This is a genomic window from Mycolicibacterium arenosum, from assembly GCF_024320865.1.
Taxonomy (GTDB): Bacteria; Actinomycetota; Actinomycetes; order Mycobacteriales; family Mycobacteriaceae; genus Mycobacterium; species Mycobacterium arenosum.
Genome location: NZ_JANDBD010000010.1, coordinates 14,035 through 28,661 on the forward strand (window position 1 = coordinate 14,035; position 14,627 = coordinate 28,661).

The 14,627-nt window shown below is 69.1% G+C and carries 11 protein-coding genes and 1 pseudogene; 4 read left to right on the plus strand and 8 right to left on the minus strand.

The window, feature by feature from the left end; all coding sequences use genetic code 11:
• Nucleotides 1-190 precede the first annotated feature (190 nt).
• Together NM203_RS22715 and NM203_RS22720 are read right to left on the minus strand one after the other, a co-directional pair.
• Nucleotides 191-3,592: an AAA family ATPase gene (locus NM203_RS22715; protein ID WP_255062733.1), complete on the minus strand. Its 3,402-nt coding sequence runs from the start codon at nucleotides 3,590-3,592 to the stop codon at nucleotides 191-193.
• Between the two features lie 55 nt (nucleotides 3,593-3,647).
• A complete protein-coding gene (locus NM203_RS22720) occupies nucleotides 3,648-4,490 on the minus strand; it encodes an alpha/beta fold hydrolase (protein WP_255062734.1) in 843 nt (280 codons plus the stop codon).
• 64 nt (nucleotides 4,491-4,554) lie between these two features.
• Here NM203_RS22720 and NM203_RS22725 point away from each other — a divergent pair, with 64 nt between their 5' ends.
• Entirely contained in the window at nucleotides 4,555-5,187 is a 633-nt protein-coding gene (locus tag NM203_RS22725) for an FKBP-type peptidyl-prolyl cis-trans isomerase (protein WP_255063034.1), read from the plus strand.
• 9 nt (nucleotides 5,188-5,196) lie between these two features.
• Here NM203_RS22725 and NM203_RS22730 read toward each other — a convergent pair.
• Nucleotides 5,197-5,411: pseudogene (locus NM203_RS22730) on the minus strand (MBL fold metallo-hydrolase); the annotation flags it as partial.
• A 290-nt stretch (nucleotides 5,412-5,701) separates the two neighbouring features.
• On the opposite strand from NM203_RS22730, the gene NM203_RS22735 reads away from it, so the two are divergent.
• From NM203_RS22735 to NM203_RS22745, 3 genes are read left to right on the plus strand one after another with little or no spacing between them, the layout of a single operon-like run.
• Entirely contained in the window at nucleotides 5,702-7,156 is a 1,455-nt protein-coding gene (locus tag NM203_RS22735; RefSeq protein WP_255063035.1) for a DUF3375 domain-containing protein, read from the plus strand.
• A complete protein-coding gene (locus tag NM203_RS22740) occupies nucleotides 7,153-7,899 on the plus strand; it encodes a DUF4194 domain-containing protein (protein ID WP_255062735.1) in 747 nt (248 codons plus the stop codon). Before NM203_RS22735 ends, NM203_RS22740 begins: the two co-directional genes overlap by 4 nt.
• A complete protein-coding gene (locus NM203_RS22745; protein WP_255062736.1) occupies nucleotides 7,886-11,269 on the plus strand; it encodes an ATP-binding protein in 3,384 nt (1,127 codons plus the stop codon). The genes NM203_RS22740 and NM203_RS22745 overlap by 14 nt, the downstream gene beginning before the upstream one ends.
• Before the next feature lie 3 nt (nucleotides 11,270-11,272).
• On the opposite strand, the gene NM203_RS22750 is transcribed toward NM203_RS22745, so the two are convergent.
• From NM203_RS22750 to NM203_RS22770, 5 genes are all read right to left on the minus strand, one after another.
• Entirely contained in the window at nucleotides 11,273-11,569 is a 297-nt protein-coding gene (locus tag NM203_RS22750) for a hypothetical protein (protein ID WP_255062737.1), read from the minus strand.
• Nucleotides 11,569-11,880, minus strand: coding sequence for a hypothetical protein (locus NM203_RS22755; RefSeq protein WP_255062738.1), 312 nt, complete (start codon nucleotides 11,878-11,880; stop codon nucleotides 11,569-11,571). Before NM203_RS22755 ends, NM203_RS22750 begins: the two co-directional genes overlap by 1 nt.
• A 71-nt stretch (nucleotides 11,881-11,951) precedes the next feature.
• Nucleotides 11,952-13,499, minus strand: coding sequence for an HNH endonuclease signature motif containing protein (locus NM203_RS22760; RefSeq protein WP_255062739.1), 1,548 nt, complete (start codon nucleotides 13,497-13,499; stop codon nucleotides 11,952-11,954).
• Between the two features lie 34 nt (nucleotides 13,500-13,533).
• Complete coding sequence (locus tag NM203_RS22765; protein WP_255062740.1) at nucleotides 13,534-13,941, minus strand: hypothetical protein; 408 nt, start codon at nucleotides 13,939-13,941, stop codon at nucleotides 13,534-13,536.
• Between the two features lie 27 nt (nucleotides 13,942-13,968).
• Complete coding sequence (locus NM203_RS22770; RefSeq protein ID WP_255062741.1) at nucleotides 13,969-14,610, minus strand: maleylpyruvate isomerase family mycothiol-dependent enzyme; 642 nt, start codon at nucleotides 14,608-14,610, stop codon at nucleotides 13,969-13,971.
• Nucleotides 14,611-14,627: the final 17 nt, after the last annotated feature.

Sequence of the window (14,627 nt, forward strand, 5' to 3'; positions counted from 1 at the left end):
GGGAACCGGCCCCGGCACGGCTGTTCCCGCCGGTCAACCCCGCGCCCGCTGAAGACACCGTGTCCGCCGAGGACGCCGAGCACGCCGGACCCGACGAGGAGAATGCGTCCGGTGCACCGGACCCCGATGCCGATCCGGTGCACTCGTCGAGGACTCTCGAGCCCGCGACGCACGAGGCGACCGAAACGGGTCACACGGACGGCGATGGTCCGTCCGCTGAGGCCGAGACGTCCGAACAACCGACACCGCCGTCTCGGCCGGTCGTACGGGATTCGTCGATCGCCACCCCTGCCGTCGGTGACTCCCAGTCGGCGGCGACCGTAGGAGCGTCCTCCGACACCGAGCCGCCATCCGCCGACGAATCGTCCGACGACGAATCCGGGGACACCGACTGAGCCAGTGCAGCCGACCAGGCGATATGTCCTTCGAAGCCGAGCGACTCCGCCGTGTCGCGATATCGCCGCAGCGCGTTGCGGTAAGCGGTCCCGTCGCCTCGTGCGCGCGTCACCAGAGCCGACAGTCGCAGCATCGTGATGTCCATCATCGCCGAACCGCGATCGCCCCAGGCGATCCGTAGGCGGTCGACCAACCCATCGGCCTCGGCGACGTCGCGTTCAGCGCCGCTCGTCAGCAGCGTCTCCACGAGAACACCGATGCCCCACACGCTGTAGAACGGGTACCCCTCGCGCAGTTCGGCGACGGCGCGGCGCATCGTCGCGATGGCGGGAGCCCGGTCGCCCCGTCGCGCGGCCTCCTTCGCCATCCAGACGTCGGTGACCGGGATGAGGAACCGAATGCACCTCCGCAGCCACACTTCTCGGGCCTGCGACATCAGCGCGAGTCCGTGGTCCCGGTCGGCGTCGGAGTCCTGCTGCAGCAGTCCCACGGCCCAGGTGTAGGCGGCCAGACCCAGTGCGCGATCGTTGCTGGCTCCGACCGCGGTCCGCACCGCCTCCTCAGCGGCGCGCATGACGGTGTCGTCGGCGCGCACCGCGCCGTACTGGACGCCGATGCCGTAGGTCCACGCGATGGCGCCGGAGAGGGTCTCCGGGTTGCTGAGACGTGCCATGGCTACGGCGGTGTCGAGATCCTGACGCCATCCGGGGCGACCCAGGAACCATCGCGAGGTTCCGCGCCAACCCAACGCGATCGCCAGTGGGGAGGCCACGCCGTAGTCGGCGCCCAGTCTCGGATCGTCGGCAGCCAGCTCGACGATGATCTGCGACCAGCGCAGGATCTCGCCGAACTCGAGAACGCCGAGCCAGGTGCAGAACGACACGGACGCCAACCCGATCGCGGGGGTCAGGTCACCGGTCGCCTCGATCAGCGCCATCTGCTCGGAGGACAGTCGTGCCGCCTCCCTCGCACGCCCGGCGTACATGAGGGCCGTTGCCGGGCCGCACATGCCGATCGCCAGCGACACGTTGTCTCCCGCTTCGGAGCAGAGCTGCCGTAGCTCGGCGAAGCGGGCCTGGCTCTGTTCAGCCTCACGCGCATGTATGTCGCTGGCGCACAACATGGTTCGTGGTTCGATGCGCATCGCCAGCTGGTCGGCATCCGCTGCGGGCAACGCATCGGCGATCCGGTACGCCCGCTCCCAGCTGAGCCGGGCGGCTGGAAGATCGCGATTGGTGGACCACGCGCCGGCGCGCATGTGCCAGCGATAGGCGGCGCGCAACTCGCCTGCGAACTGCAGATGTTCGGCGATCAGCGCCGCATTCTCATCAACACAAAGCCGTGCACGGTCCTGAATCGCAGCAGCCAGCCGCCGGTGCCACTCGGCGCGATCAGATCTCAGCTGCGATTCGTAGGCCACCGCGCGAATCAGCGGGTGACGAAAGGCGTACTCGGCGCTCGGGGTGATGCGCACCTGGTCGATCAGCTCGGTTCCCACGAGTTCGTCGAGCTCGACCTCGAGGCCCAACGCGCCGAGCAGGTCGACGCCGAACCGGACGCCGATCACCGATGCCGCGTTCATCGTCCGCTTCGCCGATGAGCTCAGCCTGTCGATGCGGGCCTCGATGGTCGCCTGCACGGTAGCGGGCACGGCGACATCCGCGACGTCGACCCGGCAGACGTACCGACCGGGCTCGCCAGCCAGTACTCCGCGCTGGGCCAACTCGCGCACCATCTCCTCGGCGAAGAACGGATTACCCGCCGCCTGCTCACCGAGCATCCGGCGCAGCTCGGCGATCGAGCGATCCGATCCCACGAGCTCGCCGATGAGTGTCGCGGTGTCCGAATCATCCAGTGGCTCAAGCGTGATCGTGTGGGCGTCGGGTAGTCGTGTGAACGCCCCGCGGTACTCCGGGCGTGACGTGATCAGCACGAGCGACGGGGTCCGCGGAATCACTGCGAGGAAGTCGATCAGCATCGACTCGCTCGCGGTGTCGATCCACTGAGCGTCCTCGATGATGAACAGCGCCGGATGGCTGCGGCGCAGTGACGCGGCGTTCATCATCGCAGTCAGCCGACGTCGCCGCGCGTCCGCGTCGAACTGCGGTGGTTCTTCGTCGGGGCCGGAGATGCCGAGCAGGTCGTCGAGGAGCAACAGATCGGCGGGGTCGGCGCCGCTCAGTTGCTCCCGCACTCTGCTACGAGCCTTGTTCCTGTCCAGTTCGGCGACACCGAGGCGCACCCGCAGCAGCTGCGCGACCACGCCGAAAGGGACGTCTGCCGAGTGGGACTCGCAGAATGTCCAGCAGACCTCGACCCCGCTTTCGGAGGCCCTGGCGGCCGTCTCTCTCGCCAGTCGACTCTTGCCGATGCCGGGCGAACCCACCACGTTCGCCACGCCGCCACGGCCGGCGATCGTTCGGGCGGCCAGGCCTGCGAGAACCCGCATCTCGGCGTCCCGGCCGACGAGATCGGCCTCCGTACGGCCGGCGTTCGCCCGGCGGGGGCGCACGGACCGCAGCCGCCGTGCCCGCACCGGTTCGGTGCAGCCCCGAACGTCCACCCACTCCGGTTCGTCCAGCACGACGCTGTCCTCAACGAGCAGGGCGGTCGATTCCGACAGCATCACCCCTCCCGCGGGCGCGGCCGCCTCCATTCGCTGCGCGAATCCGACGTGCCGTCCGGTCGCCGCGTACCCGAGCGATCCGGAGCCGATGTCGCCGACGATAACGGGACCGGAGTTCAGCCCCACCCGTACGCGCAGCGTCACCTCGTCGCAGTGCAGGACCTCGGCGGCCAGCAGCGCCATCTCGTCCTGGATGGCAAGAGCTGCCATACACGCGCGAATCGCATGATCCTCCAGGGCGATTGGCGCGCCGAAGATCGCCATCACTCCGTCGCCGTTGTACTCCACCGTGCCGCCGAAACGCCGCGCCACGACGGCCGACCGCTCCACGACGTCGGTCATGATGTCGCGCAGGCGCTCCATCTCCACGGTGGCCGCGATGTCCATCGACCGCACGACATCGGCGAACAACACCGTCACCTGCTTGTACTCGGCCGAACGGGTGGAAGATCCGAGCCGCGCGCCGCATTCGCCGCAGAACTTGCCGGTGGCGCTGCACTGCGCGCCGCAGTGTGCACACACCGATCGCGTCGCGGTTGACCGGTCGCTGCCACTACAGCTGGCGTCCACCCCAACAATGTTGGCATCCGACGCGCCCGCTGTCCGCCATCTGGTCGGTCCGCGGTCAGAACAACTCCGGCGTCACCGGCGCAACGTCATCGAGGAACGCGGTGACCATCGGCACCACCACGTCCGACTCCCCCGAGATGCCGATGTGCGACGTCGCGGGCAGTACTGCCAGCCGGGCGGCCGGAACGCCGTTCAGCACTCCGGTCGTCGCGGCGTCGGCGTCACCGCCACCACGGAGCGTGAACATCGCCACCGCGTGCGCCAGCGTCACGCCGTCCGCGTCGCCGACGACGACCATCGTCGGTGCCGAGATCGACCGCAGCTGTTCGTCGCTGATGCTCTGGTCGTCGCGGTTGAGCACCCGCATCTTGTCGATGTAGGTCGTGAACGCGGCCGGATCCGGGGTGTGCGCCTGAAACGCCGTCTGCACCGGTGTGCCGATGAACGGGTCGGCCGTCAACCGACCCAACGCCTCGATCACCTCCGGATACCAGCCGTCCTGGCGGAAGGTCGCCGACATCGACACCAGGTGGCCCACCAGCTCCGGATGCCGGATCGCGAGTTGCAGCGCCACCCCGCCGCCCTGCGAGTACCCCATCACATCGGCGCGCCGCACCCCCAGGGCGCGCAGGAGTGCGGCGGCGTCGTCGCCGAACTGCTCGTACGACATGGCCCGCGACGTGTCGGGGGTGCGGCCGTGCCCCTGCTGATCGAAGACGATCACGGTGCGCTGCTCCGCGAAGGCGGCGACCCAGCTCGGCATGGAGTCGGCGGCCATGAACGCGCCGGGTATCAACAGCAACGGCGACCTCAACCCGTCCAGCTCGCCGTACACCTCGTAGTAGAGGTCCAATCCGTTGATCGGCAGGTTGCCGCTTCGTGAAGGTGTCGCACTCATGTCGGTGTTGACCATGCGGGTGCAGCGAACTCATCGTCGCGGCCGCTGTAGCGTGGCGGCCGTGATGTTTCCCCGTCTGTCCTCCTCTCTTGCGATCGCCGGCTGCGCTGCGTCGCTGGTCCTGACGCTTTCCGCGTGCGGCTCCGACTCCGAGCCGCAGGCCACCGCCAGCACGCCCTCAGCCACCGAGACGCTCCCGTCGTGGCTCACGGACCCGCCCGCACCGCCCGCCGACAGCCCGTGCCCGACCGCCGTACCTGCTGCCGGCGTGGCTCCCGAGTGGACGCAGGCGGGCGCCACCGGCAGCGTCGCGGTCGCCGGTCCCACCGATACGACGGCGCCGTCGGTCACGTTCGAGGGGCCGTTCAGCGTCACCGAGACCGTCGTGCACACGCTCAAGGCCGGCACGGGACCGATCGTCGCGCCGACGGCACAGGTCCTCGTCTGCTACATGGGTGTCAACGGCCGCGACGGATCGGTGTTCGACAGCACCTACGAGCAGGGCCAGCCCATCGACTTCGGGCTGGACCGGGTCGTGCCGGGATTCCAGAAGGCCATCGCGGGTCAGACGGTCGGTTCGACCGTCGCCGTCGCCATGACCTCGGCGGACGGCTACCCAGAGGGGCAGCCCAGCGCGGGCATCAACCCCGGCGACACGCTCGTCTTCGTGATCAAGATCATCGACGCGTCGGCCTAGCCGTCACGCGTACAGCCAGCCGAGGTAGTTGACGGACGAATCCGAATACTCGAAGCCGTACGTGCCCGGAAGGTGGCCCGCGGCGAACGCCGTACGGCTGCGCGGTGCGGGCGGAGTCAGGTCCGCCGCCGATGGCCCCGAGCGGTTGATCACACCCATGTGCGCGTAATGGCCGGGAACTCGGCTAATTCGGACAGCAGCTGATCGACGTAACTCTGCTCGTCCCCGTCTCCAGGACGTGAGTGATGGTCAGCCCACCCGCGGCCACGAGATAGCTCCGGTCACCCAGCCCCGACGTTTCGATCACCGACACGTTCATCATCACGACCGTTTTCCCGGCCCGTGCAGGTGCAATCACCGGAACCGTGACGGCGGCGTACACACCCCGGCAACCACTTGCGACTCAGTTGCCCCACCGTGGGGTGTCGGGTCGGTGATGCCGGGGTCCGTGACTAATGTGGGGCGGCCCGGACATGAACCGACGACGAGGAGGCCTGTGCACGACGACGTGGTGATGTCGGCCGCCGACCTGCTCGAATCCAATCGCGACATCCAGGCCTCGCCGACGATCCGGCTGCTGTCGAGCGGCAACCTGGGCTTGTTCGGCACCCTGATGGACCGCCATCTCGCCGGCGGTGTGGTCGCCGAAACCGACCTGGTGGTCCGGCTCGAGCGCGACCTCGACGAACTCGGCCACCCCGACGGGCAGACCGGTCTGGCGCTCATCAAGTCGTGGGCCAGCCAGGGCTGGCTGCACCGGGTCGCCGACCACCGCGCCGGCGTCGAACGCAACCTCTGCTACCTGACTCAGGAGGCGCGCCGCGCGCTCGATTTCCTGCGGGGCATGCGCAGGCAGGACACCATCGCGACCGGCGGATCCATCAACGGCATCGCCGCGCGGCTGAAGCAGGTCGCGATCCGCGTCGGCAACGACCCCGCCAGGGTGCGCGCGGGCATCGAGGCCGAGATCGCGGCGCTGCGTGACGAACTCGACACGCTGGAGTCGCGCACCGACGACTACCACGCGTCCGATGCCGAGCTCACCGACGCGTACGACGAGGCCCGCGCGATCGCCCTGCAGATGGAACGGCTGATCACCGACATCGGCCAGTACGGCACCATGATCGAACAGGCCACCGCCGCGCTCGACGACCCGATCGACTCGAACGTCGAGTACCGCGATCGGCAGCGCCGGATGTACGCCGACTACCAGGCCGCGTGGGACTCGCAGGGCCGCGACTCGCACCGGGCGTTCCTGCGGATGATCAACGATCCCGACCAGCGTGCGGAGTTCGAGGCCGACGTCGCCGCGGTCGCCGGGGCGCTCCCGGCGCTCGATCCCGAGCTGCGCAAGGTGATGGCGGGCTTCTTCGAACTGGTCGGCCAGCAGATCGACGAGGTCGAGCGCATTCAGCAGCGGTGCGCGCAGCGCGTCAAGCGGTTCACCGCGTTCGGCACGCTCGAGCAGAGCCGCGGTGTCGCCCGCCAGCTCAACGACGCCATCGGGGCGGCCCGCGCGCTGCTGAAGACGTCGCTCGTCGACTCCCGCATCGATCTCGAGCTGCCGCTGGCCCGGCACGCGATCAGCTCGGTCGGCGCGCTCAGCTTCCGCATCGGCGATTTGTCCAACCCCAAACCCGCCGAGGCCGCGCACGGTGACGTCGACCTGGACAGCTTCGCCGCGCTGACCACCCAGGTCGACGCGCCTGCGATGTCGGACATGATCAACGCCGCCATCGTCGACGGTCCGCTGTCGCTGCCGGACGCCGTGTCGATGCTCGATTCGGCCTACCTCGGGCACGTGATCGTGCTGTGGTCGTGGGCGCTCAAGCAACCCGACGGCGACCGGGCGTCCGAATCCGTCACCGTCCGGTTCCAGTCGGTGGACGGCCGCGACCGCGCGATCGAGGTACCGAAACTCGTGTTCACCGAACCCATCTCGAGTCTGCAGGGAGCCGCTGCCTCATGACCGACACCGCCACGGAGAAGCCGACGTCGGCCGACTACGCGGGCTTCTCGGCGCTTCCCCAGGTCGACCAGACGGCACGCATGCCGCAGCAGCGCAGGCCGCGGTTCGACGGCGACGTCAGCGAGCTGCCCGACCGCGCCTGCTGGGCACTTCAGCAGCTCCTGACCCGCCGCTACCTCAGCGCCGAGTCCGAGCGCGATCTCTACACCTGGGTGCTGGAGTACCGCAGCCAGCTCGCCGTGCGTCTGTCCGAACTCGACCTGATGCTGCGCATCGTGGCCGGTGCCTCGGAGAACGAAGGAGTGGCGTTCGTCGAGCAGGCGCGGTACGAGTCCGCCCGCGGCGTGAAACTGCTGCGCCGCGAGCCGCTGGGAACCTACGACTCGATCCTCGCACTGCACCTGGCGCAGATGATGCGAGCCACGGGCGACCAGCACGTGCTCATCAGTCGCGACGAGATGCACGGCCTGTTCTCCGGCGTGCTCAACGACGTCGACCGTGACGCGGTCACGTTCACCGGGCGCATCGACGCCGCGATCGCGCGGCTCGCATCGCTGGAGATCCTCCGCCGCAGCCGCGACGACGAGGACAGCTACACCGTCAGTCCCGTCATCAACGCGGTGATGACGGCGTCGGTGATCACCGAGTTGCAACAGCAGTTCGAACTGCTGATGTCGGGCGGCTCCCCCGCGGTGCCGCGTGAGCAGGAGGAGGGGGATGTCGGTGACGATGACCAAGCCTGAGCCCGAGCAGTTCCATCTGTCGCGTCTGCAGGTCATCAACTGGGGAGTCTTCGACGGCTACCACACGATCTCATTCGGCGAGGGCGGCGCGTTGATAGCCGGCGCCTCGGGCAGCGGCAAATCCTCACTGCTGGACGCGATCTCGCTTGGATTCCTGCCGTTCAACCGGCGCAACTTCAACGCCTCCGGTGACAACACCGCCGCCGGTTCCAGCGCGGGTAGGCGCACCGTCGACAAGTACGTCCGCGGCGCCTGGGGGCAGCGCAGCGACGGTGGTACGAGCCGCGTCATGTACCTGCGCGGCGACGGCACCGCGTGGTCGGCCATCGCCGTCACCTACACCAGCAACACCGGGCGCACTGTCACCGGTCTGGTGCTCAAGTGGCTGTCGGGCGAATCGCGCTCGGACTCCTCGAGCCGCTTCGTGCTGGCCGACGGTGACCGCGACATCGAGGACGTCTGCAATCGTTGGGCCGCAGGCCGTTTCGACGCGAACGTGTTCAAGTCCGACGACTGGCGCTTCTCCACAAAGGTCGAGTCCCAGTACCTCGCCCAGCTGTACGCCACGATCGGCATCCGAGCGTCGGATGCCGCTCAGCAGCTGCTCGGAAAGGCGAAATCGCTCAAGAGCGTCGGCGGTCTCGAGCAGTTCGTCCGCGAGTTCATGCTCGACGAGCCGGACAGCCTGGCCCGGCTTCCGGAGGCGCTCAAGCAGATCGACCCACTGGTCGACGCCCGCGAACTGCTCGCGGTGGCACAGCGCAAGCGGAAGATCCTCGGCGACATCGAGGCCATTCAGCAGCGCTACGCGCTGGAGTCCTCGGACCTCGGCATCATCGACCTGGTGGACGCGCCGATGGTGCGGGCGTACACCGACCACGTCCGGCTGGCGCAGATCCCCGGACAGATCACCTCGCTCGATGCCACCATCGACCAACTCGGCAACGAGTACGAGGACGTCACCCGTCAGCTGAATCTGGCCAAGGCCGAGGGCGATTCGCTGAACGCGCAGATCAGCGGATCCAGTGCGAGCATCGGTCCGCTGCAGTCCCAGGTCGCCGCCGCCGAGGCCCAGGCCGAGGAGGTGTCCAGGCGGTACTCGACGTACGAGACGATGGTCTCCGCGCAGGATCTCGACGTTCCCGAGACGGCCGACGAGTTCTGGAACCTGCGCGAGGAGTTGAACACCGAGATCACCGAACTGCTCGCCAAGCTCGACCGGGGCAAGGAGTCCTCGACCGACGCGGAGTACGCACAGAAGGTGGCCCGGATGGCCCGCGACGACGCGGCCAAGGAGCTCAAGCGCGTCGAACACGTCGGGTCGGCGTTACCGGAGTCCGCGATCGCCATGCGCGACTTGATCTGTGCTGCGATCGGACTCGATGCCGGCGACCTGCCCTACGTGGCCGAGCTGATGGATCTGCGCCCCGACCAGAACCGCTGGCGGGTGGCGGTCGAGAAGGTGCTGCGCGGGGTCGGCCTGCGGCTGCTGGTCCCCGACCGGCACCACGCCGCGGTGCTGCGCTTCGTCAACGCCAACGACATCCGCGGCAGGTTGCAGCTGCACCACGTGCGGGCCAAGTTCGTCGGTGCCGAAGCGCAAGAGGCGGACCCGAACACGTTGGCGGGCAAGCTCTTCGTGGTCGATCCCACGCACGTGTGCGCTGCCGAAGCGGCCGACATCGTCGCATCGGCGGGCGATCACGTGTGCGTCGACAACCCCGACCTGTTCCCCCGCTACCGCCGGGCCGTCACGGACACGGGGTTGTACAAGGACTCCGACCGGCTCGCGATCAAGGACGATCGACGTGCCCTGCGGCAGTCCGAGTACATCTTCCAGGGTGACGTCGCCGCGAAGATCGACGCGCTGACCGTCGATCTGGCGGCAGCCGAAGAGGCCTACCAGGCGGCGCGGCGTGCGGCGGATGACATCGCGGCCCAACGGCAGCAGTGGCGCGACAGGGCGGCGGCGTGCAAGGCCCTGAATGACCAGTTCCCGCAGTGGACCCACATCGACACCGAGACCGCCGACGGCCACGCCGAGCGGCTGCGCGAGCAGTTCGAACTGCTGCTCGCCGACCATCCCGACATCGAGGCGCTCAACGCCCGCGCGGACCAGTGCTGGGAGGAGATCCAGGCGCTGATGACCCGCCGCGGTGCCATCCAGACGCGGCGCGACGACCTCGACGACCGCCGGACGCGGCTGCTGGAGTTGGAGGAGCGGCTGTCGCCGGACTTCGTGTCGGAACCGCTGACGGAACTGCTGCACCGCTACGCGGGCGACGTGCCGGTGCCGCTGGAACTGCTGCACCCCGAACCGCACCGGGAGGCGGTGTTCACCGCGATCCGGCGCGAACGCGATCAGCTGCGTGAAAGTCGCAGGCGCTCATACGACGAGCTGGCTCGCATCCTCAATACGTTCGACACGGCGTTCCCCGATGCGATCCCGAACGACAGCGACATCTTCGACGAGCGCGTGCACGACTACGTGGCTCTGTGCAGGCACATCGACGAGCGCGAGTTGCCGGAGGCCTACGAGCGGATGATGCGGCTGGTGACCGAGCAGGCACCCGACGCGATCCTCACGCTGCACCGTGTCGCCGAGCAGGAGACCCGGCGGATCAGCGAGCAGATCGACCGCGTCAACACGGGATTGGGCTCGGTCGAGTTCAATCGGGGCACCCGGCTGACGCTGCGCGCCACCCAGCGCAGCCTGACCGCCGTCGCCGAGCTCACCGACATCGTCCGGGCGATCTCGCGCCGTATCGCCGAGGTCGGCCTCGGTGACAAGCAGGCGATCCTCGACCAGTACGCCGACATCCTGAAGCTGCGCAATCGGCTCGCGTCCACTGCGCCCGAGGACAAGGCCTGGACCCGCGACGCACTCGACGTCCGGAATCGGTTCACGTTCGACTGCGCCGAGTGGGACGTCAGCTCGGACGAGTTGATCCGCACGCACAGCAACGCCGGTGACAACTCGGGTGGCGAGCAGGAGAAGCTGATGGCGTTCTGCCTCGCGGGAGCGCTGAGCTTCAACCTCGCCAGCCCCGACAGCGACGACAACCGGCCGGTGTTCGCGCAGCTGATGCTCGACGAGGCGTTCTCGAAGTCCGATCCGCAGTTCGCTCAGCAGGCGCTGCAGGCGTTCCGCAAGTTCGGCTTCCAGTTGGTGATCGTGGCGACCGTGCAGAACGCGACGACGATCCAGCCGTACGTCGACAGCGTCGTCATGGTGTCGAAGAAGGAGGCCACCGGGCGCAATGCCCGCCCGGTCGCCACCGTCGCGACCAAGACGATCTCCGACTTCACCGCGCTGCGTCAGGTGCTCCGCACGGCCGGTTCCGAGGAGAAGGTGCCCGCCGGGGTCTGAGGGCTACCCCGCGGGCTCAGCCAGGTCCGCCTGCCAGCGGTCGCGACGTTGTTCGTCCGTCTGCTCCCACCACGGTGGGCTGCCGCGCTCCCCCAGTGCGACCTTCGCCGCCTGCACGCCCCGGCGCGCTGCGGCCTCGCCTTCGGTTCCCTTGGTGGCACGCACTTCTCGCCGCCAGGACATAAGGATGCGGACCAGTTCGGCGCGCCGCTCCTCGGGGATCGCCGGGTCCGTCGCACGCCACCGCCGGCCGTCGATCACCACGTGGTGACCGTCGTCGGACAGCGGCGGTTGAGCCACTAGCCGCCGTTGGTGTTGACGTTCGACGTCAGCGGCATGAACGCGCCGTTGATCCACACTCCCCAGCGGCCACCCCACATCGATGTCCACACGACCGGCTTGTTGTTCCAGACCTCGGCGGGCTTGCGCGGAGCGTTCGGGGCAGGCGGTTCGCCGACGAGCTCGATCGGTGCGGGGGCGGGATCACCCTGCACCTCGGCGGGTCCGGGCGGTGGCAACGGCGCAGGCTCGGCGTTGGCCACTCCGGCGCCGATGGCGCCGGCGACCAGCGCGACCGCGACGGCGGACAGGGCGGACTTGATCAAGGTCATGTTCACGGCTCCCGCGCTCAAGGCATTCGCCCACTTATTTAGCAGACGTAATCACCTTATACTCCCCCGTATCAGAAGGGCGGGGGTTCGTCGTCGTGCAGGTTCTTGGCGCGTTCGGCGTTGATGCGTTGGGCCTTGGCTTGGGCGCGGGTGCGTTTTCGGCGGGGCATCATCATGGAGCGGTACGGGCTGGGCGGTGGTGGCCGGGTGGGCTGGGGTGCGGGGGTGGTGACGTCGGCGTCGGGGAACAGCAGCGTGATGCCGGGCTTGGTGGTGTAGGTGTGCCCGGTGGGCGCGGTGGTGATGACCGTCCCGTCGGGAAGTTGGACCTCCGACCACCCGGCGTGGAACGTCTTGATCAGGTGATGCTTTCGGCAATCGCACTTGAGGCCACCGGCATGCGTCGGCCCGGCCGGATACGGCACTGTGTGGTCGATGTCGGTGAATTCGGCGAGCCGGTCACAGCCCGGTGCCCGGCAGGTGAGGTCGCGCAGGCGGACGAAGTGATCGGTGGCCGCCGAGGGACGGTAGCCGGTGTCGGGGTCGGCTGTCGGGATTCGGATCGCTCGGGCTCTGCTGCCGCGGGCGATGAGGTCGGCCAGCAGGGGCGGGGGGACGACGCCGTGGCCGGGGATGATCGCCAGGGGCCGTGACTCGGGCCCGGGGTCGGGGACGGGTGGTTCCTCGACGTGGTCGTCGGTGCGGGTGTCGGCGTCGTGCTGGGCGTCCTCCTCGACCTCGTCGATGATCTCGTCGAGTTCGCCTTCCACGGTGCGGGGGCCGTGCAGATCGGACTCGGCCGCGCCACTGGTGGCGAGGGCGGTGTCGAGGGTGGCCCGGTCGGTGATGACGTGGATGCTCACACTGCTCGCCGCGGCGTCGGTGACGGTGGCGGCGGCGCAGTCCGGGTTGCCGCATCGACACGCCAGGACGGTGGATCCGGCCATCAGCGCGGCGTGCGCGTCACCACGGCGCTGTTTGAGGGTGCGGGGGTCGTCGGGGCACACGCTGCGCGCCATCCGCCGGATCTGGGTGACGGCGATCGCGGCGTCGGGGCCGGCCATCCGACCCCAGTAGGCCACGGTGCCCGAGCCGTCGTGGCGGCCGACGACGAAGTCGCGGTCCCGGACCTGCTCGCGGACCCGGTGCACCGCGGCGGGATCGATGCGGGCGATCTCGGCGTCGACGAGTTGCTCGAACTTCCACTCCGAGACCGGACCCCACCTGACGATGCGATCGGCCAGCACCCGATCCAACTGCGCCATCACGTCCGGATCGACGACGAGGTCGGTGCGCTTCGCGAGGATCCAGACCCGCCGCCCGGTGACCACGCCCTGCAGGAACAGGGCGTTCACGCGCGGGAACGTGTCGCGCAACATGGTCGCGATCTCGATCTCGCCGAGCGCGCGGCCGTGACCGATGTTCAACGCGGCCGAGATCTCCGCGGCCGCCCCGTCGACGGCATCGGCGGCGGCGTCCTCGAGCTCCACGCCGTCGCGCAGCCGGCGCCGCGCCAACTCCGCGATCGCCGCGTACCTCTCCGCATCCGCAGCCGCCGACGCCCGAGCACGCGCGGTGATCGTGTCGATCAACTCCCGCGCACTCTTCGACTCGAACATGTGTTCGATTCTACGCGACGAGTCGGACAGATCGTTACGGGCACGGAGTCGGGATGAACAACGACCAGCACCACCCCGGCGGCAGCGGCGGCGTGAGGTTCGGCGGCGGTGGCGGCGGGGCCGGCGGGGTGTCCCCCTCGAAGATGTTGTCGGCGACGTTGCCCTGCCCGTGGTACACGTACCAGTACGTGTGGCAGACGTTCTCGTCCCAGACCACCGGGTTGATCCGCAGGTTGCCGGTCTGTACCGGTGGATCGCCGGGGCACCAGCGGCACGGCCCCTCGGGACTGTCCTCCGGACAGCCGGGCCAGGACCCCTGCGGGAACGGCGTGGCGGGCATGGCCTGCGCGGCGCCGCCGGCCATGCCGAAGCCGGTCGCGGCGACGCTGAGCGTCATCAGTGCTCCGGCGGCGAGGCGCCCGAGTCTCTGCTTCGTAGTCATGCCCGGAAGTACACGCGCGTGCGAGGGCTACCGATCACGAGTTCGCGCCAGCCAGCCGATCCGTCCCGACGCCGCCAGCAGCAGGTCGATCGCCCGGCCTCGCACCTCGGCGCCGGCGCCGAACTCGAACGCGCAGTCCGTCGCGACGAGCCGCAGACCCGCGACGAGGTCGCGGCCACCGCCCATTGCGGTGGACGCCCTGGCCTGGTAGGCGAGCGCCGCCGCGACGGCGTCGACCGGATAGTCGGCGTCGATACCCAGCGGCCTGCGGATGTCCTCGCCGTGGACGAACGCCTCCACCAGTCGCGTAGGGCGCGGCGCCGGCGGGGTCAGCGTGAGCGGCACGGCCGCACGCAGCGCGGCCAGCGTCGCGCCGGGAGTGGCCCCTCGCTCCCTGGCGATTCCGCGCTCGTTGTCGCCGTCGAAGTCGAATCCCGCCGCGATCATCCGCCGCGCGAAGCCGAGCCGCGACGTCTTCGCGGTGTCGACGAGATGGGCCACCACGTCGTGGACCGACCACCCACGGCACAGCGACGGCGTCGACCACGCGTCGTCGGGCACATCGCGGAGGTCCTCGACGAGTGCTGCCCGCTCGGCGTGCACCACCGACCACACCCGGCTCTTCTTCAGCGTCATGTCAGGTAGACCGGCCACGAGCGGGGCACTCATCGCCGTAGACTCGGTCT

What these genes read in the sequence shown, in the direction of transcription:
- NM203_RS22765 (WP_255062740.1), bottom strand. Translation starts at nt 13,941, where the DNA reads ATGACTACGAAGCAGAGACTCGGGCGCCTCGCCGCCGGAGCACTGATG.
- NM203_RS22745 (WP_255062736.1), top strand. Translation starts at nt 7,886, where the DNA reads ATGACCAAGCCTGAGCCCGAGCAGTTCCATCTGTCGCGTCTGCAGGTC.
- NM203_RS22760 (WP_255062739.1), bottom strand. Translation starts at nt 13,499, where the DNA reads ATGTTCGAGTCGAAGAGTGCGCGGGAGTTGATCGACACGATCACCGCG.
- NM203_RS22755 (WP_255062738.1), bottom strand. Translation starts at nt 11,880, where the DNA reads ATGACCTTGATCAAGTCCGCCCTGTCCGCCGTCGCGGTCGCGCTGGTC.
- NM203_RS22720 (WP_255062734.1), bottom strand. Translation starts at nt 4,490, where the DNA reads ATGAGTGCGACACCTTCACGAAGCGGCAACCTGCCGATCAACGGATTG.
- NM203_RS22770 (WP_255062741.1), bottom strand. Translation starts at nt 14,610, where the DNA reads ATGAGTGCCCCGCTCGTGGCCGGTCTACCTGACATGACGCTGAAGAAG.
- NM203_RS22725 (WP_255063034.1), top strand. Translation starts at nt 4,555, where the DNA reads ATGTTTCCCCGTCTGTCCTCCTCTCTTGCGATCGCCGGCTGCGCTGCG.
- NM203_RS22735 (WP_255063035.1), top strand. Translation starts at nt 5,702, where the DNA reads ATGTCGGCCGCCGACCTGCTCGAATCCAATCGCGACATCCAGGCCTCG.
- NM203_RS22740 (WP_255062735.1), top strand. Translation starts at nt 7,153, where the DNA reads ATGACCGACACCGCCACGGAGAAGCCGACGTCGGCCGACTACGCGGGC.